Source organism: Nocardiopsis sp. NPDC057823 (genome assembly GCF_042797335.1).
Lineage (GTDB): Bacteria > Actinomycetota > Actinomycetes > Streptosporangiales > Streptosporangiaceae > Nocardiopsis > Nocardiopsis changdeensis.
In genome coordinates this window covers 301,322-322,698 of the sequence record NZ_JBHVLR010000005.1, presented here as the reverse complement: position 1 = coordinate 322,698, position 21,377 = coordinate 301,322, and the positions used below count along the sequence as shown (strand labels likewise).

The following is a 21,377-nucleotide window of genomic DNA, read 5'->3' as shown; positions in this document are numbered from 1 at the left end:
CCCCCCCCCCCGCGCCCCCCCCCCCGCCCCCCCGCGGCGGGGAGGACGGCCTCCCCTGGAGAAAAGGTACTGCCCGAACCGTCCGGGGGGAGCGATTCGCGTACTTCCGACACGCCTTGTTCACCGACGCGCGGGAGGGCGAACGCGAACGGCCCCCCTCCCCCGCCGCCGACAGGGGAGAAGGGCCGGGTCCAGTGGACCGCCAGGGACTAGTCCCAGTCCAGGCCGCCGCCGGTCTGGTACTCGATCACGCGGGTCTCGAAGAAGTTCTTCTCCTTCTGGAGGTCCATCATCTCGCTCATCCACGGGAACGGGTTCTCCGTCTCGCCGAAGATGGGCGCCAGGCCGATCTGCTCGGCGCGGCGGTCCGTGATGAAGTGCATGTACTTCTCGCACAGCTCCGAGTTGAGGCCGAGGATGCCGCGCGGCATCGTCTCGCGCCCGTAGGCGACCTCCAGCTCGCACGCGTCGGTCAGCATCTGCCGGACCTCCGCCTGGAACTCCTCGGTCCACAGGTGCGGGTTCTCGATCTTGATCTGGTTGATCACGTCGATGCCGAAGTTCAGGTGGATCGACTCGTCGCGCAGGATGTACTGGTACTGCTCGGCGATGCCGACCATCTTGTTCCGGCGGCCCAGCGACAGGATCTGCGCGAAGCCGGTGTAGAACCACATGCCCTCGAAGATCACGTAGAACGCCACCAGGTCGCGCAGGAACGCCTGGTCGGCCTCCGGGGTCCCGGTGCGGAACTCCGGGTCCTCCAGGTTCTGCGTGTACTTGAGCGCCCAGGCGTCCTTCGCCGTGATGGACGGGATCTCCCGGTACATGTTGAAGAGCTCGCCCTCGTCCAGGCCCAGGCTCTCGCAGATGTACTGGAAGGTGTGCGTGTGCACGGCCTCCTCGAACGCCTGGCGCAGCAGGTACTGCCGGCACTCGGGGTTGGTGAGCTGGCGGTACACCGCCAGGACGATGTTGTTCGCCACCAGCGACTCCGCGGTCGCGAAGAACCCCAGGTTCCGCTTGAGCATGAGCCGCTCGTCCTCGGTGAGCCCGTCACGGGACTTCCACAGCGCGATGTCGGCCTGCATGGCGACCTCGGTGGGCATCCAGTGGTTGTTGCACCCGGCGAGGTACTTCTCCCAGGCCCACGTGTACTTGAGCGGGAGGAGCTGGTTGACGTCGGCGCGGGCGTTGATCATCGCCTTGTCGTCGACGTTGACGCGCGCGGCGTCGCGCTCGATCTCGCCGAGGCCGCTGGCGGCGCTCGCGGTGTTCTCAGAGGTCGCGGTCATGTGTCTTTCCTTCTCCGGGAGGGCCCGGAAACGCATCGTGGGGCTTGGGGCGGGCCGCCCTCCCCTGTCGGGGGGAGGGCGGCCCGGATCACGTCGACGGGTCCTACTGGCAGGCCTCGCACTCGGGGTCGTCGATGGAGCAGGCCTGCCCCTCGACGATCTCGAACTCGTCCACCTCGTCCGGCTCCCGCACCGGCTCGGCGACGGGCGCCGGGCGCGCGGCCGTCGCGGGGGCGGGGGTCGGCGCCGGGGCGGCGGCCGGGGTCGGGGTGGCAACCGGGGCCGCCGGGGTGGCCGAAACCGCGTTCAGCCGGCCGTCCGTCCCCTTGATCGTGCTCTTCTCCACGTGGGTGGCGCTCTGCGACCGCAGGTAGTAGGTGGTCTTGAGGCCCGAGCGCCAGGCGCGCCGGTAGAGGGCGTCCAGCTTCTTGCCGCTGGGGGCCGCCATGTACAGGTTGAGCGACTGGGCCTGGTCGATCCACTTCTGGCGGCGGGCGCCGGCGTCGACCAGCCAGTCGGGGTCGACCTCGAACGCGGTGGCGTACAGCGCCTTCAGGTCGTCCGGCACGCGGTCGATCAGCCCGAGGCTGCCGTCGTGCAGCTTGAGCTGGGAGACCATGTCCTCGTCCCACAGGCCGCGGGCCTTGAGGTCGCGGACCAGGTAGTCGTTGACGACGGTGAAGTCGCCGGACATGTTCGACTTGACGAACAGGTTCCGGTACACCGGCTCGATCGACTGGCTCACGCCGGTGATGTTGGCGATGGTCGCGGTGGGCGCGATCGCCATCACGTTGGAGTTGCGCATGCCGGTCTTCTTGACCTTCTCGCGCAGCGAGAACCAGTCGAGGGTCTGGCCGCGGTCCATGTCGAGATCGCCGCCGCGCTCCTTGGCGAGGAGCTTGACGGAGTCGATCGGCAGGATGCCCCGGCTCCACAGCGAGCCCTCGAAGGTCTCGTAGGCGCCGCGCTCGGCGGCCAGCTCCATGGAGGCCTCGATGGCGTGGTAGCTGATCAGCTCCATGCTCTCGTCGGCGAACTCCACGGCGCCCTGGGAGGCGTAGGGCAGGCGCAGCTTGAACAGCGCGTCCTGGAAGCCCATCAGGCCCAGGCCCACGGGGCGGTGGCGCATGTTGGCGCGCTCGGCCTCGGGGATCGTGTAGAAGTTCACGTCGATGACGTTGTCGAGCATTCGCACGGCGGTGCGGACGGTGCGGCGCAGGCGCTCGGTGTCGATGCCGTCGGGGCCGACGTGCTGGGCCAGGTTGACCGAGCCCAGGTTGCAGACCGCGACCTCCTCGGCGTCCGTGTTGAGCGTGATCTCGGTGCACAGGTTGGAGGAGTGCACCACGCCGACGTGCTGCTGCGGGGAGCGCAGGTTGGACGGGTCCTTGAAGGTGATCCAGGGGTGGCCCGTCTCGAACAGCATGGTGAGCATGCGGCGCCACAGGTCGACGGCGCGGACCCGCTTGAAGACCTTGATGCGGCCCTCGTCGGCGGCCTTCTCGTAGGCGGCGTAGGCCTCGGCGAAGGCGGTGCCGTACAGGTCGTGCAGGTCGGGGACCTCGTTGGGGGAGAACAGGGTCCACTGGCCGTCCTGCTCCACCCGCTGCATGAACAGGTCCGGAACCCAGTTCGCGGTGTTCATGTCGTGGGTGCGGCGGCGCTCGTCGCCGGTGTTCTTGCGCAGGTCGAGGAATTCCTCGATGTCGATGTGCCAGGTCTCCAGGTAGGCGCACACCGCGCCCTTGCGCTTGCCGCCCTGGTTGACCGCGACCGCGGTGTCGTTGGCGATCTTCAGGAACGGGACGACGCCCTGGCTCTTGCCGTTGGTGCCCTTGATGTGCGAGCCCAGGCCGCGCACCGGGGTCCAGTCGTTGCCCAGGCCGCCGGAGTACTTGGACAGCATCGCGTTGTTGCTGATGCCGTGGAAGATGGCCTGGAGGTCGTCGCCGATGGTGGTGAGGAAGCAGGACGACAGCTGGGCGCGGACCGTGCCGGAGTTGAACAGGGTGGGCGTGGACGCCATGAAGTCGAACGAGGACAGCAGCTCGTAGAACTCGATGGCGCGGGCCTCGCGGTCGTCCTCGTTCAGGGCCAGGCCCATGGCGACGCGCATGAAGAACGCCTGCGGCAGCTCGTACCGGGTCTCGTCGCTGTGCAGGAAGTACCGGTCGTACAGGGTCTGGAGCCCGAGGAAGGTGAACTGCTCGTCGCGGTCGGCGTGCAGGGCCTTGCCCAGGCGCTCCAGGTCGAACTTGGCCAGGGCCGGGTCGAGCTGGCCCAGGTCGATGCCGCGGCTGATGTACGCGGGCAGGTAGGTGGCGTAGCGCTCGGCCATGTCGGTCTGGGTGGCGGCGTCGGGGGCCCCGGCGATGAAGCTCAGGGCCTCGCTGCGCAGCTTGTCCAGCAGCAGGCGGGCGGCGACGTAGGAGTAGTCGGGGTCGACCTCGACGTAGCTGCGGGCGGCCATGATGAGGGCCAGCTCGACCTCGGAGTCGGGGATGCCGGGGTACAGGCCGCGCCGGGCCTCCGCGAGGACCTTCTCCGCCGAAACACCGGCCAGTCGCGCACAGGCCTCGGTCACCACGTGCTCGATCCGGTCGAGCGCGGCGGGGGGCGCTCCCTCGGTGGCCGGCTCGGGCCGAACGGATGCGGGCGCGGCCTCGACGTCAAGGGTCATACAGCGGCTCCAACCTCGAATTGAAGAAGTCCCGGCGGGGTGGGGACGGTGGCTACTGGGTCGTGCGGCGCCCACTGGGCGACCGGCGCACCGGGTGCGTACGGTCGTCGCGGTGTGTCACGGGTCGCCCTCTCCCAAGCCCCCGTTCCCTACAAGCGCAGCACGGCGATGCGTGCGCGCCGGTGTTCGGTTCTCGTTCGCGCGGGCCGTCGTCCGGCCGCCCGGAAACTCGGGGGTTCCGGGCCGGTCGCGGCGGTCGCGTCCCACTGATCCGGCAGGGCCGTCCCGGGATCTCTCCGGCGTTCCCTGCCACCCCGAAGGGTGAAGCACCAGCGGGAGTTGATACTACATCTAGTGGCTGCCGCCAGGAACCATCCCAAGATAGTGGCGTGTCGTCGTTTTCTCACGTTCTTCGATGAACGTCGAACTCGCCCTCGGAGCGTGGTATGGGGCACGCATCGGGCCACGTGGAACGGCGTCACCGGGGGTCCGGAGCGGGTCCGGCACGGGTGTCCGGGCGACCCGTCGGAGGGCGGTCGTGGCAAGCCTAAGACTCCCGCGGAGCGGTTCGCGCCCGACCCCGCCGCGGCGATGGGCGCCCCGGCCCGGGAAGCCCGCCACCGCGCCGCCGGACGGCCCCGGAGAACCTGGCGTACCCGGTCGGCTCCGGCCGCACGCGCGGGCCCGGGAAGCCCCTGGAGCGACCTAGGTCACCTTCGTCGCGGGCGTTTCGCACACGCACCCGGACACACCCGGACATCCCCTGACGCCGCGCCGCAGGTGTCCCAGGGACGGGTACGGCACGCCGGGGCGTCGGAACACGGCGGCCGGTTCGGGTGGCGGCCCCGAGACACGGCGGCCTGGCCGGGGGCAGCCGGGGGACACCGCACGGCGGGGCCGGGGCGGCGGGGGCACGGCGGCCCGACCGGTGGCTGCCCCAAGACACGGCGGGGCGGAGGGCCACAGCGGCCGGGCCGGGGGGTCGTCCGGGAACACGGCACGGCGGGACCGGATGACGGCCCGGGGACACAGCGGAGGACGGAGGCGCCCCGCCCCCGCTCACTCCTCGTCGAGGCGGCGGTCCAGGTCGTCCTCGGGCAGGCCGCGGTCGGCGCGGATGCGGAAGCGGATCCGTAGCAGCTCCCACAGCAGGTCGTGGACGTAGGGCGTGAGGTCGCGGTCGAGGAACCGGCGCGCCCCCTCGGTGGCCCACCGCTCCGCGCCCTCCAGATCGTCGTGTGCGTACAGCGCCTCGGCGACGTGGAGGTAGGTCTGGAGTCCGCGCGGTTCTTCGCTCTCCAGCCGTTTGAGCTGCGCCCTGGCCTGCTCCATCTCGTCGAGCTGGAGCAGGGCGCCCGCGCTCAGGGCGCGCGCGTCGATGACCGTGGGGCCGCCGTCGTCGATCGCCCGCTGGTACGCGGCGCAGGCGCGCTCGTACTCCTGGGCGATCTCCCACTGCTCGCCCGCCCGGACGAACAGCTCCGCGCGGGAGATCTCGCTCCCGGCGTCGACCCGGTTGGCCAGATCGAGGAGCCGCGCGGCGACCTCGCCGTGTTCGCCCGAGCGGACGGCGTGGAATTCCAGACGGTCGAGCTCGGCCGTCGTCACGCGGGTCACCCGCATCGTCCATCCACCTTCCGCATTCGCACGCGGCGCTAGCGCCTGGCACGCTCCAACGCCTGCCAGAACCCTTGGCGCAGCCCGTCCCGGACCTCGTCGCGCAACAGGTGGTCGATCGGCAGCGAGGACCCCTGGAGCAGACGCGCCTCCAGGTCGGAGGGCATCCGGGGCCTGCGGGCGAGGACGGCCTCGACCCACAGGGCGGGGGCTTCGCGCGCGATCGACTCCGCGAAGTCGTTCCCTTCCCGGCGCGCGACATGCACCGCTTCGTCAACGGTATGCGCGACGGAGGGCGTCTGCTGGGGATATCCGTGACCGGGCCGGGATTCGTGATATCCGGTCGTCCCGAACCCGGTCTCATGGGCGGGACCAGTCGGCGGTGCGCCCCCGTAGGAGCCCACCCCGCCATGGGAGGCGGAGTCAGTTGCCGTACTGGTCCCATAGGTAGGGTTTGCGTCGTTCGCACCCCCGTACCCGGACTCGTTACCGCCCGGGAACCTCGGGTCCTGTGGCTGCCCCGCTCTGGGTGGCGCGTGCCCCTGGCGCCCGTCCTCGGCGAAGGAGCGCTGGGGCCCCGTCCCGTTGGCGAACGACTGCTGGGGTCCGGTGCCCGCGGCGAAGGACTGCTGCGGCCCCGTCCCCGCCGAGAACCCCTGCTGGGGCCCCGACATCGACTGCGGCTGCCGGCCGGGCACGCCGTACCCGCCCTGGTCGCCGCGCAGCGACGGGTGGCTCCCGGTGGCCGGGTAGCCGCCGGTCTGCGGCGGGTACCCGCCGCCCGCGGCGGACGGCTGGCCGCCGGAGGGGAACCCGTTGGCGTCGATGGCGCCGCCGCGCCCCTCGGTGGCCGGTCCGGCGAGGTGGTCGCCGCCGCGCTGCTGGGCCAGGGTGCGGCGCATCGCGCGCAGTTGCTCCATGGCGGTGCCCTGGGCGACCGCCTGTCCGCCGGTCCCGGCGAACATCGCCTCCAGGCCGCCGGTGGAGGTGTCGACCGGCTCCACCCGGGAGCCCCCGGGCTGGGCGGTGGCGACGGGGCGGCGCGGGGTCTCGGGGGCGGAGTGCCCCCGGCCGTTGGCGAACGGGGTGGTGGTCTTGGCCGCGGTCTCCTGAGGGGCGGAGCCGCCCGAGAGCAGGCTGACGTGCGGGCGCAGGTGCCCTGCGCCGATCTCGATGAGGTCGTCGCACTCCCGGCGCAGCGCGCGGGAGATCGTCCAGTTGCCCTCGACCGAGACGTGCACGACGGTGACCCGCACACCCATGTCCTGGACCTCGGCGACCACCGGTGCCATGTCCTCGTCCCCGCTGACCAGGACCACGTCGCACAGGGCGCCGGTCCGGGCCAGGGTGGTGAGGTCGCGCTGGACGTAGCTCTCCACGCCCTCGCGGCGGCCCGGTCTGATCCGCGCGGCCCGGAACTTCACGCCGGGGATGTCCGCGATGCCCTCCTGCTCCTGGGTACGGCGGTCGTCGGAGACCGCCTCGTACCAGTAGCAGCGCAGCAAGGGCAGGCCGGTGCGGTCGCGTGCCACCTCGTTGAGGAACTGCACGAGACCGGAGTAGTCCCAGGAGACGGAGTCCCGGTTGCGGGTTCCGTGCACGGCCATCGCGCCGTCCGCGAGAAGGTATCCCGCGTCGACGAACAACGCGCAACGGTCCACGACATCGCCCCCTTCCCTGTTGACTCTGGGGCCATATCCATGACCGGGGCACAGCCTAGCCAAGTCTGTATGGTTTTGCGTGCTCCTTGCGAACACGGACAGTCACGGTTGGGACAACCGGCTGTGAGGAAACCCGCGGAGAGGCGCCAGCGGGCGCCTCTCCCGGTACCGGGCCCCTTTGCCGGAGCGGGGTTTCAGGTCCGCATCGGGGCCACCAGGGCGACCACTCCGGCCAGCACCGCGTCCTGCTCCGACAGGATTCGGATGTCCGTTTCCCTGCCCAGCACGGGGGCGAACCGGACGATGTCGGTACCGAAGGCCATCGGGTCCCCCGACGCGCCCCGCGCCGACCCCGCGAACACATTGTCGGCCGTCCCGTGGCCGTCCACGGGCACCGCCGTCGCCCCGTCCACCGTCACCCGGTCGCCGCCCAGGTCCGCGTCGCCCTCCCAGGCGACCACGTCCACCTGCGCGGGGACCGACGCGGGCAGCAGGCCCGACACCGGGAAGCGCAGCCCCGACGCGTCGTGGAACACCGCCCCGGTCTCATCCAGGACCATCGCCTGGTTGTAGGAGCCGATCGACGGGTCCTCCAGAACGACCACCAGGCTCCAGCCCGCGTAGAGGGCGCGCCCCTCCATCGCCGGGACGTCCGCGACCCACCACTGGCCGCCGCCCTGTGCCCGCACGATCTCGGTGACGTCGGCGAACGCCTGGTAGGCGGGGAAGCCCGGCAGCTCGGCCGAGCGCACGTCGGTGGCGGTGACCGTGTGGTAGACGTCCTGCGCCGGCCCCTTGATCCGCGCGGTGTGCGAGCCGTGCGAGCCCGCCGCCGAGAAGTACAGGCCCGCCCAGCGCACCCGGCCGCCCTCGGGCAGGGCCCAGGTGGCGGAACTGGAGGCGGTGGTGGTGGGGTTCCAGTCGTCGTCGCGCGGGGCCATCACCCAGTTGTCGTTGTCCCGGGCGTCCCCCAGGCGCTCGCGCGCCTGGGCGCACGGGCCGTCCGCGGGGGGCTCCTCCGGCTCGGGGGTCGGTTCCGGGGTCGGCTCCGGGTCGTAGCCCGGCGGGGTCCGGTCGCCGGATTCCGTGACCGCATCGTCATCGGCCCCGGTCTCCGGCTCCGACGGGGTCACCTCCGGCTCGGAGGGCTCACCGGCCCCTTCCGACCCGGGGGCCTCCGGCGTCCCGGTCAGGGGGCCGTCCGGCCCGAGGCCGGGCAGGCCCGGCGCGGCCGGATCCGGCTCGCGGGGGGCGCGCGCCAGGTCGGCGTCCTCCTCCGGGGGGGCCGTCGGCTCCGGCGAGGGCTCGGGGCCGGGCTCGGCCCCGGGGGCGCCGGGGCGGCCCCACCACGGCCAGGGCCACCGGTCCTCCGGCTCGGTGCAGGTCATCAGGGAGTTGCCGACGGTCTCCACCGTCACCCGGCCGGCCGTCGCGTACCGGGCGGGCACGCCCTCGGCGGTGACGCCCCGCTCCCCGGTGGCGGCCGCGCTCACCGTGCCCGACGACACCGTCGCCGAGGCGGGCACGTCGAGCCGGGCGTCCGGGGAGACGGTCACGTCGAAGAAGTAGGTGCTGTTCTCGCCCGCGCCCATCGCCGGGCGCACGCACTCGCCGCCGTCGGAGTCGGCCGCGCAGCTCCAGTCGCCCTCGCCGTCGGCCATGCGCACCGCGTTGCCCGCGCCGCCCGAGGAGACCATGTCCACGCCGGGGGGCAGGGTGATCATGGCGACGACCTCGGCGAGCGTGGGCGCGCCCAGGTTGCGCACGTCCAGCACCATGATCCCGGAGCCGCCCGGGACCAGCGCGCCCACCGGGTCGATGCCCACCGCGAACAGCGCCTCGGGGGCCTCCTCCGCCGGGACCTCCTCCTCGGGGACGTCCGCGGGCGGCACCGCCGGGGGCGGGTCGGGCTCGCCCGGGCGCGGCGGGGACTGCGGGTCCGGGTCCCGGGGGTCGGCGAGCGGGGCGGCGGGCGGGGCACCCGGAGCCCGGGGCGCCCCGGGCGGGGTGTCCGGGTCGGGCGCGGCGGCGGGCGGCTGCACCACCGGGGACCAGGGGTCCGGGGCGGCCTCGTTCTCGGGCGGGACCGGGGTCTGCCCGGCCACCAGGGCCAGTGCGGCGGCGACCGCCACTCCGGCCGCGGCGACGCCGCCCGCCGTGGCCTGCTGCTGGCGGCGCGACATCCGGCCCCACCAGGCCCCCGTGGCCGCGCCGCCCGGGGTGAGGGCCAGGTAGCCGGTGGCGCCGACGCCGACGACCAGGGGCAGGACCACCCCGCGCAGGCCGACGTTGACGTCCATCAGCTCCGCGTACACCTCGCGGCAGTCCGCGCAGCCGTCCAGGTGCTTGTCGACCTTGCCGGTGTCGCGCTTGGACAGGCCGCCCCGGACGTACCCGCCGAGCAGGCCCACCGTGGGGCGGCAGGCCTCGGCGACGGTGCCGCCCGCCAGGTGCATCTGGAGGTAGGCCTGGCGCAGGCCCTCCCGGGCGCGGTAGGCCAGGGCCGCGACGCCGTTCGGGTTCAGGCCCAGGATCGCGGCGGCCTCCGAGGGTTTGGCCCCCTCGATCTCGGTGTGCCACAGCACCGCCTGCCAGCGTTCGGGCAGCGAGAGGAAGGCGCGGGCGATCAGCGAGCGCTCCAGGCCCTCCAGTGCGGGGTCGACGAAGGGGACGCCCGGGTCGAGGCTCTCCATGTCGTCGGTGACGACCTGGCGCTTCTCCCCGCGTCCGCGGTCGTAGGCGGCGTTGCGGACCGCCGTGAGCAGGTAGGGGCGGAACGAGTCCGTCGGGCCCTTGCCCCGCTGGATGACGCTGAGCACCCGGGTGAACGCCTCGGCGACCGCGTCCTCCACCTCGGCGTCACCGCGCAGCAGCTGCCGGGCCAGGCCGCGGGCGCAGGCGGCATGGCGTTCGTACAGCACGGCGTATGCGGAGGTCTCGCCCTCCCGCACACGGCGAATGTACTCGGCGTCACCCGCCAGTACCTCGGTGTGGTCAGCCTCGGCGTCGGACACCCGAACGTCCCTTTCTCATGTGGGGTGGGGGCCGAAGGAGTAGGGGTTCCCGGCCTGCGAAGAAACACGTCAAAGAAATATCCCGTATCCGCGTCATCACCGCCACCGATCTCCGTAATCAGGGTGAGAGCGCGCGGGAGGGCCTGTTGCGGGGGCACGGGCCCGACCGCGCGCCGGGAGGGGAGGAGAGCATGGCCGAGACGGACACCGTGGCGGTGCGCGGACTGCGCGCCCCGTGGGAGCGCAGGAGCCGGGAGACCGGTTGGATGTCGCCGGAGGACTGGTGGACGCCGACCGTGGACCTGGTGTGCGCGGCGTTCCTCACCGGCGGGGACCTGCCGCAGGCGTGCGCGCGGCTGGGCCAGGCCCGGGCGCGCGCCGGACTGGGGATCGGCGAGAGCCTGACCGACCTGGCGGCGTTCACCGAGGTCGCCGGGTGGTGCGACCCTCCCCTGGAACTGGTCCGGGCGCTGGCCGAGGGCTGGGCCGAGGCGGGTCGGGACCGGGAGACCTGCCTGGACCCGCTCACCGGGCTGGGCACGCCCGAATACCTGCGGACCCGGCTGGGCGAGCTGTACCGGAACACGGACGGGACGGGGCACCGGCTGGTCGTGGTGCTGCTCGACCCGGCGCTGGACCCGTGGCGGCGGGCGGCGCGGATGATCGTGCTCGCGTACGAGCTGTCCCGGTTCTTCACCCGCGGGGAGTCCGTCTGCGTGCTGGGGCGGGGGCGGATCGCGGTCCTCGCCCTGGACCGGCCCGACCTGGACGGCGAACTGGACCGGCTGCGCAGCGGAACGGGCTGGGAGCACGGGGCGGCGGTGTGGGCGACGCCGCTGCCCGCCACGCACCAGGGGGCGCTGGCGCTGATCGACCGGTTGGGGGGTCGGTCGCCGTGACCGTATGAGCGCCGCCCCGTGCCGCGTGGCCCGCCTTGAGGGGGGCTGGGCCCGGCGCGGGGCGGTAGGGCCGACCTGGTTCCGCTGAGGGGACGGACCGGGGCGGCCCCGCCGGGCGACGACCGCGGACCTTCTGGCCCCGAGGGGCGGTCCGCGCCGTCCGGCGACGGGGGCGCCGTCAGGGCGCCCCGGGAGGCGCGTCCACTGGGGAGGTGGGCGCGCCTCCTTCGTCCCGTGAACCGATGACGGGACCTCAGCCGGGGTTGACCCGGCCGCGGGTGACGGCGAAGACGGTGCGCTTCCACACCGAGGTCGGCACGGGCTTGACGGCGGCGAGGCGCTGCTCGTAGCCGCCGGGCGCGGCGTACAGCGAGGCGAAGGACTCCGCGCCCCGCCCGGACAGGAACGCGGACGCCGCGTCGCCGGTCCCGCCGGCCGCACCCCGCTCCGACAGCACCCCGGGGACGCCGAGGTACCCGGCCGCGGACCGGCCGCCCGCCGCCCGCGCGCCGGAGTCCTCGGCGGGCACCGCGGTGTGCGGCCGCACGCCGGCCTCCGCCGCGGGGGCCTCCGGCCCGGGAGGTCCGTCCGCCGCGCCGGGGAGCACGACGGGCGCCTGCGCCGCGGAGGACTCGACCGCCCCGGGCGGTGCGGCCCCCTCGGGACCGCGCGGGTGCGGTGCGACGGAGTCTGGCCCTTCGGCGACCGCGCGGGCGGCGTCGGCGGCGGCGAGGGCCTCGGCGTCCAGCCGCACCGTCTCCCCGGCCGGATCCCCGCCCGGAACCCGGTCGGCCGGTGTCTCCGCAGGAGCGGCCTCAACAGCCGCCAAGCCCTCCACACCCGAACGAGCCGCGTCCTCGACCGGAACCGCGGCGTTCGACACCTCCACCTGGACGACCTCGGCGTCCGGCACAGAAGCCCCGGACTCCCAGGCCACCGCACGAGCGGCCTCAACAGCCGCCAAGCCCTCCACACCCGAACGAGCCACATCCTCATCCGGCACCTGACCGGTCGCCACCTCCGCCCGGGCGGCGTCGGCGGCGGCGAGGGCCTCGGCGTCCAGCCGGACCGTTTCCCCCGCCGGGTCCCCGGTGGCGACCTGCGGCTCGACGGCGGTCTCGGGCTCCTCCGCGACCGCGGGCGCACCGGCGTCCGCCCGGGGGCCGACGGCCTCGGCGCCGGCCGCCGTGTCCTCGACCGGTGCGGCGGCGGGGCTCCCGTCCTCCTCCGGGGCGAACAGCGACACCCCGCGGTACAGCAGGGACTCCTCGCGCTCGGGCTCGGGCGCCTCGGCCGCCGGCTCCTCCTCGGGCGCTGCGCCGTGCCGGGGCTCCTCCTCTTCCCCTTCCTCCTTCTTCTCCGCGCGGGCACGCCGGTCGGCGCCCATGACCAGGAAGACGTCCGTCTCCTCGGCGTCCGGATCGGCGGCCTCCTCCTCACCCCAGACGTTGACGACGCTCGGGTCGGCGGGGCGCGGCGGGCCGACCACGCGTGGAGCGCGGGTCCAGCCCTCGGCCGGGGGCGCTTCCGGCCGTGGTCGTTCCGGAGCGGGGGCCGCAGGCGGCGCGACCGAGGCCTGGGGCCCCGACGCGTCGTACCGGGGCTCCGCCTCGTACCGGGGTTCCGGGCGCGGCGGCTCAAAAGGCCGCTGTTCGGGGCGCGGGGGCTCGGGGGCCCACGGCGGGGCCTCACGTTGGGGCATGGGCGTGCCGCTGAGGAAGGCCTCGGCGACCGAGTCCTGCGCGAAGGTCCGCGGCGGCTGCTGCGGGCCGGACGGCCCCTCGGCGTACGGAGTGGGCGGCAGTCCCTCCCAGGACTGCTCACGCTCGAACTGCTGCCGCCCCGGCACGAAGCCCTGGTGCCCGGTCGCGCCGGGGCCTCCGCCCTGCGCGGCGCCTCCCGGGTAGGGGGTGCCCTGAGCCTGCTGCCCGCCGGAGGGGCCCACCCATCCGGACTGGTCGCCCGAGGGGGAGCCCCGGTCCGCCTGCGCGTGGGGGCGGCCCGGTCCGCCGGGCCCCGCGGGGCGCTGCGCACCGGACGGGTCCCCCCAGCCCGGCTGCCCGCCGGACGGAGCACCCCACCCGGAACGCCCGTCCGAGGGCGCGCCCCACCCCGGCTGCGCGCCGGAAGGAGTGTTCGGCTGCGGGTGGTCGGAGGCGGGGAACCATCCCTGCTGAGCGCCGGAGGCCGGCCCGCCCGGAGGAGCACCCGGCGCCGGTCGGCCGTCGGGGGGCGTGCCCGGGCCTGCGGCCGGTGCCGGCCGACCGCCCGAAGGCGCTCCCCATCCCGGTTGGGCGCCCGAGGGGGTGTTCGGCTGCGGCCGCCCCTGCGCGGGGCCCCGGCCCGGCTGCGCCCCGGAGGGCGTGTGCCCCTGTTCGGCACCCCATCCCTGCTGCGCACCGGAAGGGGCACCCGGGGCCGGTCGGCCGCCCGAGGGCGCGCCCCACCCGGGCTGCGCACCCGAGGAGGCATCCGAACGCGCATGCTCGGACGCCGGGAACCAGCCCGACTGCGCACCAGAGGGCGTGTGCGGGTGTCCCCGGTCGGCGCCCCACCCGGGCTGCGCACCCGAGGAGGCATCCGAACGCGCATGCTCGGACGCCGGGAACCAGCCCGACTGCGCCCCGGAAGACGTGTGCGGGCTCCCCTGTTCGGGACCCCACCCCTGCTGCGCACCCGACGGAGCGCCCGGGGCCGGCCGGCCGCCCGAGGGCGCGCCCCACCCCGGCTGGGCGCCCGAGGGGGCGTTCGGGTCCGGTCGGGCGTAGGCCGGGGGCGGGATGTCGGGTGTCCGGGGACCCGGCTCCCCCTCGTCGGGTTCCGGGTTCTGCTCGTACCGGTTCATCGTCCGCTCCCCGTGCTCGGGCCGCCGTCGATCGCTCGGTCCAGGGCCGCCAGCGCCACCGTCTGCACCAGCCGGTGCGTGCTCTCCGCGATCCGGCGCGGCAGCACCTCCGTCCCCTGCGCCAGGTGGCGGTCGTGCGGCAGGGCGATCACCTCCGCACCGCTCTCGGCGATGATCTTCGCGGTGCGCGCCACGTCCAGTCCCCGGTCCTCGCCGCGTTCCTGGTCGAAGACCACCACCACGGTCCGCTCCGCCTCCCGGGCGCGTCCCTCGGCGGCCATCACGTCCAGTTCCCGGCCGACCCGCAGCACCGCGTCGCGGGTCGCCCGCACCACCCGCACCCGCGCGTGCGCGCCCGGCGCCACCGTCTCCAGGAACCCCCCGCCGCGCTCCCCCACCACGAGGGTCACCCCGAAGAACCGGGACACCGGCAGCAGCCCCGACGCGTAGGCGTCGGCGTCGGCCGGGTCGGTGCGCGCCGTCCACAGCCGGTCGGTGACCTCCCCCAGCCCCTCGCACGCCGTCTCGAAGGTGCCCGGGTCGGCCTGCGCCAGGTCGCCCGGCCCGGCCGCCCCCAGCCGGGTGGCCAGCGACGGCTCCCGCCCGGTGGCGTCCACCGCCAGCACCCGGTCGTGGCGGAAGTGCGCGAGCGCCCGGGCGATCAGCGCCGCCACCACCGCGGCGTCGGCGCCCGTCCCCAGGTCGTCCACCGCGATCCGCCGGCCGGTGGCCGTGGACCGCTGGAGTCCGGCACCCAGGGCGATGGCGCGGGCCACCTCGTCCACCGGCCGGAACGGCCGCAGCACCGCCCGCCCCATCCGGCGTGCCCACCGGTCGCCGGAGACCGGCGCGACGCTCTGCCCGACCTGTTCGGTGTTCATCGGTCCCCCGCTCAGAACGTGCCGAGGAGGCGCTGGTAGGTGCCGAACGCCCCGATGGCCAACGGCACCAGCACCACGACGGCGACGGCCTCGAATCTGCTGGTGACCCCGCGCAGCCGGGCCCGCACGTGCTCCGGCTGCTCCACCGACAGCACCACCACGGGGATGGCGGAGACCGCCACGGCGATGCCCAGCGCCGGCCACACACCCCACGAGTACGCCTGCGTCCAGGAGAACAGGAACGCCGCCAGCACCACCAGGCTCGCGGCGGTGAGCGCGGCCTTCTGCGCCACCAGCGGGAACAGCCGCGCCCGGCTGGCCACCACGATGGCCAGCACCGTGGACAGCCCGGCCGTCCACGGGTCGAAGTGCGTGGCCAGCCCGATGCCCGCGGTCGCGGTGGCCACGGCCACCGCGAGGGTGGCGATGACGAGGCTGCGGTGCGCACCCGCCACGGAGGCGAGCACGTCGCCGCGGGTCACCGGGTCGCCGGAGCTGCGCCTGTCGTCGAGGACGGCCAGCCCGGAGAACATCAGGGCCAGTCGCAGCAGCAGGCTGAGCAGCACCACGCACGCCACGGTCATGACGGCGGCCACCTGGTACGCGGGCAGTCCCAGTGCCGCGGCCGCCGACCACACGACGGCCAGGACCAGGCCGGTGCCGCCGCCGGTGAGCCCGCCCCGGCCCAGGCCGGAGGTGAGGCCGAGCATCAGGACGAGCACGGCGATGAGGGCGGCGAGCCCGCCCCAGCGCGCCCACTCGGGCCATCCGAACAGGTCGCAGGCGAGCCACAGGGTGAGCCCGCCGACGGCGGCCCCGGTGATGGACAGCGCGGTGCCCAGCGCCTCGCGCCAGGTGGGGCCGATGGCGGCCCCGGCCACCATGAGCAGGGCGGCGGCCACGGCGAGCCCGATCATGCCGCCGGTGGAGGGGGCGTACAGGTGCGCGGTCCAGGCGCCGGTGAGGGCGAGCGCGACGAGTGACCCGGTCGCCGTCCACCTGGCGGCCACGGGGTTCCAGCGGCCGCTGTGGTCGTCGATGGCCTTGGACACGGCCTCGGGCACCTCGTGGACGACCGGTGCCGGCACCGGTTCCTCGGCCCGGACCAGCCGCAGCACCGCGCCGTCGGTGATCTGCCGGTCGGCGAGGGTGGCATCGCCGTCCAGAACGGTCCCGGACGCGGTGACCAGGTGGCGCAGTCGCGCCGGGTTCTCGACGGGGTCGCCGAGGAGTTCGAGCACCTCCGGCATGAGCGCGCCCACGGGTTCGCCCGCGGGCAGGACCGCGTCCACCCTGCGCTCCTCACCGACGAGCGTCACGCGGCTCCAAGCGGTCATGGCCTTCCCATCCTGCTGTGTTCGCTGTTCTGCGGCCGCGCCGGGCGCGGTGTCGTTCCGGGCTCCGGGCACGCGGGCCCGGCGGGTCGGGGTCAGGCCGGCACGTCGGTGACGGCGACGCGTTCGACGTAGCCGTTGCCGATGAGCCAGCGGAGGGTCGGCACGGGCGGCACCTCGCCGAACCCGGCCGTGTCGAGGGTGAACTGGAGGCCGCCGCCGGGCGCTCCGCCGTCGGCGGGCGCGGTGGTCGCGGTGACCTGGAAGGGGTGGATCACCCGGTAGCGGTGGTAGAGCGGGGCGCCGTCGGCGTCGGTGCGCGCGTACTCGGGGAGCCCGCGCTCGGCGAAGGGGGTGCCGTCGGGGTAGAGGCGGCGCCCGCTCTCCTGACCGAAGGCGTCCACCACGTCGCCGGGTTCGAGGGTGTGCAGGTAGGAGCCGCCGCTGCGCTGTTCGAGGTTCTCGCGGATCTCGGCGACGAGCTCGGTGGTGGCCTCGGCGATCTCGGCCTCCTCGGCGGTGCCGAGGCGCTGCGGGTCGTCCTCGGTGGTGGCGAGCTCCCGGTGGAGCCAGCGCGCGGCCTCGTCCTCGGTGCTGAACTCGGGCCCGGGGCGGCCCTGGTCATAGTCGATGACGGACACCGCCATGTAGCCCTCCTCGTCCTCGGTGACGAGGTAGTAGCTGTCGACGGTGCCGGGTTCGGGCCGCGGGTCCCCGGGGAGCACGTAGAGGCTCTCGGGGACCCCGGCCGCGTCGAGTTCCGTGCGGAGCTGGTCGAAGCCGACCTCGGCTCCGACCCAGGCGCCCGGCGTGGACGGGAGCGCGCGGTTGGCGGGGCCGGAGGCCTCCTGCTCCCGCTCGATGCGCTGGGCGCCCAGCTGGTGGCTGACGAACGACCAGCCGACCGTCCCGCCGCAGACCACTGCGGCGAGGCAGGCGCTGATCATCACCTTGGCGATGTTCTCGTCGAGGCGGCGCCGGGTGCGCTGCCCGCCGAAGAGCACCGCCTCGCGCAGTCGCTGTCGGCGTACGGCGACGGACTCCAGCAGCTGGCTGTCGTAGTCGCGGGCCACCCGTGCTCCTCGTCGGTTCTCGTTCCCTTCCGGTGCCCGGTTCAGGGGCCCGGATGCGGCGTCAGATGTTCTGGACCGCGGAGTTGGCGCGGCTCAGGGTCTCCTGTGCGGTGGAGTCGTTGGTCTCGAGGGTCTCGCGGACGAGCCGGATGATCTCCCGGACCTCGTTGGCCGCGTTGTGCCACTTGAGCTCCTTGCCGCTGTACTCCTCGGAGACACCGGTGGCCTCGAACTCGGCCATGGCGGCGCTGACGTCGGTGTCGCGCTCGCCGATGATGGCCTCGAGCCTGTTCATGATGGTGTTGATGTTGCCCTGGGCCTCCTGCGAGGCCCCGACGTCGTAAGCGTTCTTCATCTGGAAGCTCCTCGGGGGTTCGGGGACCGGCGGATCAGCGGAACTTGGCGGCGTCGAAGTTGGCCGCGCCCATGTTGGCGTTCGCGTCGTCGGCCATGGTGTCCGAACCGCTGACGAACGCGGTGTTCATGCCCTCCTGGCCGACCTGGATGGAGCCGAGCCCGGCCCGCAGGTCCGCGGTGATCTCGTCGGTCCGGGACTTGAAGGAGTCGAAGGCGCTCTTGCCCGCACCGTCGAACTTGCCGACGAGCGGCTCGGCCGCCTGGACGAGTTGCTGGATCAGCGAGCTGAGCTCATCGCCCGAGCCCGACGTGTTCTGCCCCAGAGTGGCCAGCGTGGTGTCGCCCATTTCCCAACGTGACATCCGTTCACCTGTTCTTTCTCGGGGGTCCTCGCGAAGCTGTCGCCTCGTAGAAGGAGGATGCACACAGCGTGCCGACAGTTCAGAAGAACGACCGCGGAGCCGCACAAGGAACCCGGTAGCCCCTATAGGGAGGATCTGCATACTACAAGCGGTCACGGTCGGGGAAATAGACATGTCGGCGACCTGTGGACAAAGGGGTGGCGGCGGTGAAGTTCGAGGTCGTGGAGCCCGAAGACCAGGACGGGGCTCCGGAGGGCGAAGACGCGGAAGCAGCCGCGGGGCCGCCCGCCCCGGCCGGTAATCCGCGCCGGCGTCCGGGGGACTACTCAGGGGAGCACGCCGGTGCTCTCGGCACGAGTCGCGGACAACGGAGGCAGGCCCGTGGAGGAAGACCCCTGGGATGAAGACGAGGAACAGGGACGGCCGGAGGGGGAGCGCTCCCCGTTCCCGCCCGGCCTCGAAGCGGCGTTCACCGTGTTCCTGATGATCGCCCTCGTCGGCGCAGGCCTGCTCATGGCCTACGAGCCCCCGGAGGCGGTGGTGTTGTGCGGCGCCGAGGCGGGCCCGTACCCGTGCCGCGACCGGCGGCCCGCGTCGTTCAGCGTCCCGGGCGCCGGTGCGCTGGCGGTCGGTGCGGTCGGCATGGCGCTCGTGGTGCGTCTGGGGCACATGCGACGGCGGGCTGCGGGTGGGCGTTGACGGGCTGCCCGGCGGGCTGCGGGTGGGGGATGCGCTGACCGGGACCGTGATCGGGGTGTCGAGGTCCAGAAGCCTGGAGGTCGAACTGGACCGCTTCCCTGAAGGTCCTCGGGGAGAGATCGGGCCTCTGGATCTGAGCTGGGACTTCTCCCGAGAGCGCCCGCAGGCCGAGCCCGGGGCGCGGATCACCGCCGTCGTCACCGCCCCGGATCTCGATCGCGGCCGCATCCACCTGTCCGCGGCCGCCGCCGAGCACCCCGAACTGTGGGCGTTCCTCACCTCCCTCTCCCCCGGCGACCTCCTCGCCGGAGCCGTCGCCGAGATCCGGGGCTTCGGCGTGTTCGTGGCCCTGGACGACGGTCCGCCGCACCCCGCGTTCCCCGGGGTGGAGTGTGTCTGCTCGAACGAAGAGGTGCAGAGGAGCAGGCTGGAGGCCAGGTCCAGGGGTATCCCCCTGTCGGCCGGAGACGGTCTCGTGGGAGCACGCCCTGCGAATGAGGGATCTGTGGGAGCCGTGGGAGGTGCCGCACCTGGTGCTGGACTCGGCGGCCGACTCAGCCGAGGAGAACCTGCGCCGTGTGCTGGACCTGATGCCGAACGGGGTTCGGTGACGGAGGAGGCGCCGGTCGTGGTCTCGGCATCCCCGGCGGGGGACGTGGCCCGGGCGGGCGGCGTCCCCCATCATCGGCCGGGTTCAGGCGGTGCCCCCGGGGCAGGCGGGACGGGCGGGGCGGGTGGGACCGAAGTCGGCCCGGATGTGGTGCCCGAGGTCGCCCCACCGGCACAGCGAAAGATATCCCCAGCCTGTGGACAACTCTTGGACCATCAGCAGACCGCGCTGCCCCTCCGCCCGGTCCCATTCCTCGGCGCCGCGGGCCTTCGGGATCTCCGGGAGCGTGCCGCCGCAGCCCTCGTCGGTGAATCCGAGTCGTACCCCGCCGCGCCCGTCCGTCCACAGGGTGCGAACGACGCGGCCGCCGCGCGCCCCCGACGCCGTGTACCTGACCGCGTTGGCGAACAGCTCACTCCCGCAGAGCACCAGGGTTTCGGTCAGGTCGGAATCGAACCCGGCCAGATCCCTGACCAGGTCGCGGCGCACGGCGGTCAGCCGGGCGAGGTGCCTCTTGTAGACACGGTGGCGCCAGGTCCTCCCGATCGGTGCGCGCTTCACACCCGCACCTCCCGTCGCTCCTGCTGCACCGGCCATCGGCGGGTGACGGCGGCCGGTTCATCGAAGCCCTCCCCCACCTGGAACCCCGGGCCGCGGGTGGGGGCGATAGGGCTGGAGAGGCGCCGGTGTCCTGTGGCCGGGCGGGTGGGGAATTCCGGTTCCGGGGCGAGGAGGTCCCCCGGAGGAGCGGGCCGGGACTGCGGGATGCGGGGGACGGGAGCGGCCGCAGGGGCGGTCGGAGCCGCGGTGGGCATCTGGGGTGCGAGGTGTTCGGGGTGGTCCAGCCCCGGAGGCGGGCGAGGGCCTGCTCCTGGACGCGCACGAGTTCGTGCTCGTCGGCGGCGGCGCGCGGGGCTTCCGAGCGTCGGGCGGCGGAACGCTCGTGGGCGACGAAGTAGGGGCGCACGAGCGGGATCTCATCGGCGGGGAAGACTTCCCGGGGCCGGTCCAGCCCTCGGGGCCGAACCGCGGCGGGAGGCCGGTCCGGGAAGGGTCGAACGGCGGGAGCGGGGTGGGCGGCGTAGCGGCGGACACGCTTCGACCTGCGGCGGAAGGCGGAGAAACCGGTGGGCCGGGCATGCCGGCCACGGGAGACGCGGAACAGCACTCCGAGCAGCCCGAAGGCGCACTCGAGGAGCGCAGCGCTAAACTGGTGCACGCTGGCAATCCTGTTCTTTCAAGGGGTTGAGTTGCTGGCCACGGCCTCGGGTGTTCTTCAAACACCGCGGGGCCCCTATATGCGGTTATGCGGCCAGGTTAGGGCACCGGCCGAGCATCGGGACACGTTTTTCCGTAACGACTTCGAAGAGGCTTGCGACCTTCGGTGTCGTGGCAGCTCAAGGGCACTCCGGCGAGATTCCCGACCGAGGAAGAACGCGCGTCCGAAGTGGCATCTAGGTCCGTTTTCTTCGCTTTTAATGGAAATCGTTCCACACAAAAGGGGCGGCACCTATCCGAAGAAGGTGCCGCCCCTATCTGTCGTTTCCCGCACGGACCGGGCGCTCAGGACCGCTCGACGGTGTCCGCCGGGGCGGCCCACCCGGTGGCCGCGGACTCCAGGCGCCCCGGTTCCAGGCTCCGCACGTCCCGCACACCGGTGGCAGCGCCTTCCGAGGCCTCGACACACCGGCCGCCGGAGCCGGGAGAGCGCCGCCTCCTGCCACCAGGCGCGCAGCGGCTCTCCGTCCGCTCTCAGAACCTCGTCCAGGCGTTCCTTGATGTCGCCGCTCGGGGTTTTCACACCATTTCCGCAGCGGGAGACCAAGGCATCCGTGACACCCACCGCCCGGGCGGGCGCCCGCTGCGCACAGCCGGCGGTCCCGCGGCATTCCGCGAGAATCCGCGGGAGCCCCTTACGCGTCACGCGGAGAAATCCACACGGGTTCCCCGCGCATCGCCTTTCGATCCCGGAAAGCCCGAAGAAGCCGACCGTACGACAATGCCGCAGGTCAGAGAGTTCACGTGGGAAAGCTCACCGGTTCACCCGCGCCAC

General features: G+C 73.7%; 14 protein-coding genes and 1 pseudogene. 2 read left to right on the top strand and 13 right to left on the bottom strand.

Annotation, left to right across the window (positions count from 1 at the left end):
• Positions 1 to 209: 209 nt before the first annotated feature.
• The 5 genes from ACFVNO_RS12060 to ACFVNO_RS12040 form a co-directional block, all read right to left on the bottom strand.
• Positions 210 to 1,292: a ribonucleotide-diphosphate reductase subunit beta gene (locus tag ACFVNO_RS12060; RefSeq protein ID WP_220563818.1), complete on the bottom strand. Its 1,083-nt coding sequence runs from the start codon at positions 1,290 to 1,292 to the stop codon at positions 210 to 212.
• Positions 1,293 to 1,395: 103 nt separating this feature from the next.
• Entirely contained in the window at positions 1,396 to 3,972 is a 2,577-nt protein-coding gene (locus ACFVNO_RS12055; RefSeq protein WP_378891889.1) for a ribonucleoside-diphosphate reductase subunit alpha, read from the bottom strand.
• 1,059 nt (positions 3,973 to 5,031) lie between these two features.
• The gene (locus ACFVNO_RS12050) at positions 5,032 to 5,595 is read right to left on the bottom strand and encodes a hypothetical protein (protein ID WP_355263347.1); all 564 of its coding nucleotides are present in this window, start codon (positions 5,593 to 5,595) and stop codon (positions 5,032 to 5,034) included.
• Between the two features lie 32 nt (positions 5,596 to 5,627).
• Positions 5,628 to 7,250, bottom strand: coding sequence for an NYN domain-containing protein (locus tag ACFVNO_RS12045; protein WP_378891887.1), 1,623 nt, complete (start codon positions 7,248 to 7,250; stop codon positions 5,628 to 5,630).
• Between the two features lie 194 nt (positions 7,251 to 7,444).
• Positions 7,445 to 10,264, bottom strand: a complete 2,820-nt coding sequence (locus ACFVNO_RS12040; protein ID WP_355263341.1) for a sigma-70 family RNA polymerase sigma factor — start codon at positions 10,262 to 10,264, stop codon at positions 7,445 to 7,447.
• A 191-nt stretch (positions 10,265 to 10,455) separates the two neighbouring features.
• On the opposite strand from ACFVNO_RS12040, the gene ACFVNO_RS12035 reads away from it, so the two are divergent.
• Complete coding sequence (locus ACFVNO_RS12035; RefSeq protein ID WP_355263338.1) at positions 10,456 to 11,163, top strand: hypothetical protein; 708 nt, start codon at positions 10,456 to 10,458, stop codon at positions 11,161 to 11,163.
• A 253-nt stretch (positions 11,164 to 11,416) separates the two neighbouring features.
• Here the strand turns inward: ACFVNO_RS12035 and ACFVNO_RS12030 are convergent, their stop codons facing one another.
• The 6 genes from ACFVNO_RS12030 to ACFVNO_RS12005 all read right to left on the bottom strand — a co-directional run bounded on the left by ACFVNO_RS12030 (position 11,417) and on the right by ACFVNO_RS12005 (position 18,015).
• Positions 11,417 to 13,108 carry a hypothetical protein gene (locus ACFVNO_RS12030; protein ID WP_378891883.1) on the bottom strand — a complete coding sequence of 564 codons (1,692 nt, stop codon included), beginning with the start codon at positions 13,106 to 13,108 and terminating at the stop codon, positions 11,417 to 11,419.
• A gap of 896 nt (positions 13,109 to 14,004) precedes the next feature.
• A complete protein-coding gene (locus tag ACFVNO_RS12025) occupies positions 14,005 to 14,889 on the bottom strand; it encodes an ATPase (RefSeq protein ID WP_355263332.1) in 885 nt (294 codons plus the stop codon).
• A gap of 11 nt (positions 14,890 to 14,900) precedes the next feature.
• A complete protein-coding gene (gene eccD, locus ACFVNO_RS12020; protein WP_378891880.1) occupies positions 14,901 to 16,226 on the bottom strand; it encodes a type VII secretion integral membrane protein EccD in 1,326 nt (441 codons plus the stop codon).
• A gap of 92 nt (positions 16,227 to 16,318) precedes the next feature.
• Positions 16,319 to 17,296 carry a TNT domain-containing protein gene (locus ACFVNO_RS12015; RefSeq protein WP_355263326.1) on the bottom strand — a complete coding sequence of 326 codons (978 nt, stop codon included), beginning with the start codon at positions 17,294 to 17,296 and terminating at the stop codon, positions 16,319 to 16,321.
• A gap of 61 nt (positions 17,297 to 17,357) precedes the next feature.
• Entirely contained in the window at positions 17,358 to 17,651 is a 294-nt protein-coding gene (locus ACFVNO_RS12010; RefSeq protein WP_220563828.1) for a pore-forming ESAT-6 family protein, read from the bottom strand.
• 34 nt (positions 17,652 to 17,685) lie between these two features.
• Entirely contained in the window at positions 17,686 to 18,015 is a 330-nt protein-coding gene (locus ACFVNO_RS12005; RefSeq protein ID WP_220563829.1) for a hypothetical protein, read from the bottom strand.
• Positions 18,016 to 18,396: 381 nt separating this feature from the next.
• Between ACFVNO_RS12005 and ACFVNO_RS12000 the strand changes: the two genes are divergently transcribed.
• A complete protein-coding gene (locus ACFVNO_RS12000) occupies positions 18,397 to 18,714 on the top strand; it encodes a hypothetical protein (RefSeq protein ID WP_355263322.1) in 318 nt (105 codons plus the stop codon).
• 694 nt (positions 18,715 to 19,408) lie between these two features.
• Here the strand turns inward: ACFVNO_RS12000 and ACFVNO_RS11995 are convergent.
• Together ACFVNO_RS11995 and ACFVNO_RS11990 are read right to left on the bottom strand one after the other, a co-directional pair.
• Positions 19,409 to 19,885 carry an ATP-binding protein gene (locus ACFVNO_RS11995; RefSeq protein WP_378891874.1) on the bottom strand — a complete coding sequence of 159 codons (477 nt, stop codon included), beginning with the start codon at positions 19,883 to 19,885 and terminating at the stop codon, positions 19,409 to 19,411.
• Positions 19,886 to 21,059: 1,174 nt separating this feature from the next.
• Positions 21,060 to 21,248: pseudogene (locus tag ACFVNO_RS11990) on the bottom strand (helix-turn-helix domain-containing protein); the annotation flags it as partial.
• Between the last annotated feature and the right edge of the window lie 129 nt (positions 21,249 to 21,377).

What these genes read in the sequence shown, in the direction of transcription:
- ACFVNO_RS12010 (WP_220563828.1), bottom strand. Translation starts at nt 17,651, where the DNA reads ATGAAGAACGCTTACGACGTCGGGGCCTCGCAGGAGGCCCAGGGCAAC.
- ACFVNO_RS12050 (WP_355263347.1), bottom strand. Translation starts at nt 5,595, where the DNA reads ATGCGGGTGACCCGCGTGACGACGGCCGAGCTCGACCGTCTGGAATTC.
- ACFVNO_RS12060 (WP_220563818.1), bottom strand. Translation starts at nt 1,292, where the DNA reads ATGACCGCGACCTCTGAGAACACCGCGAGCGCCGCCAGCGGCCTCGGC.
- ACFVNO_RS12035 (WP_355263338.1), top strand. Translation starts at nt 10,456, where the DNA reads ATGGCCGAGACGGACACCGTGGCGGTGCGCGGACTGCGCGCCCCGTGG.
- ACFVNO_RS12005 (WP_220563829.1), bottom strand. Translation starts at nt 18,015, where the DNA reads ATGTCACGTTGGGAAATGGGCGACACCACGCTGGCCACTCTGGGGCAG.
- ACFVNO_RS12055 (WP_378891889.1), bottom strand. Translation starts at nt 3,972, where the DNA reads ATGACCCTTGACGTCGAGGCCGCGCCCGCATCCGTTCGGCCCGAGCCG.
- ACFVNO_RS12025 (WP_355263332.1), bottom strand. Translation starts at nt 14,889, where the DNA reads ATGAACACCGAACAGGTCGGGCAGAGCGTCGCGCCGGTCTCCGGCGAC.
- eccD (WP_378891880.1), bottom strand. Translation starts at nt 16,226, where the DNA reads ATGACCGCTTGGAGCCGCGTGACGCTCGTCGGTGAGGAGCGCAGGGTG.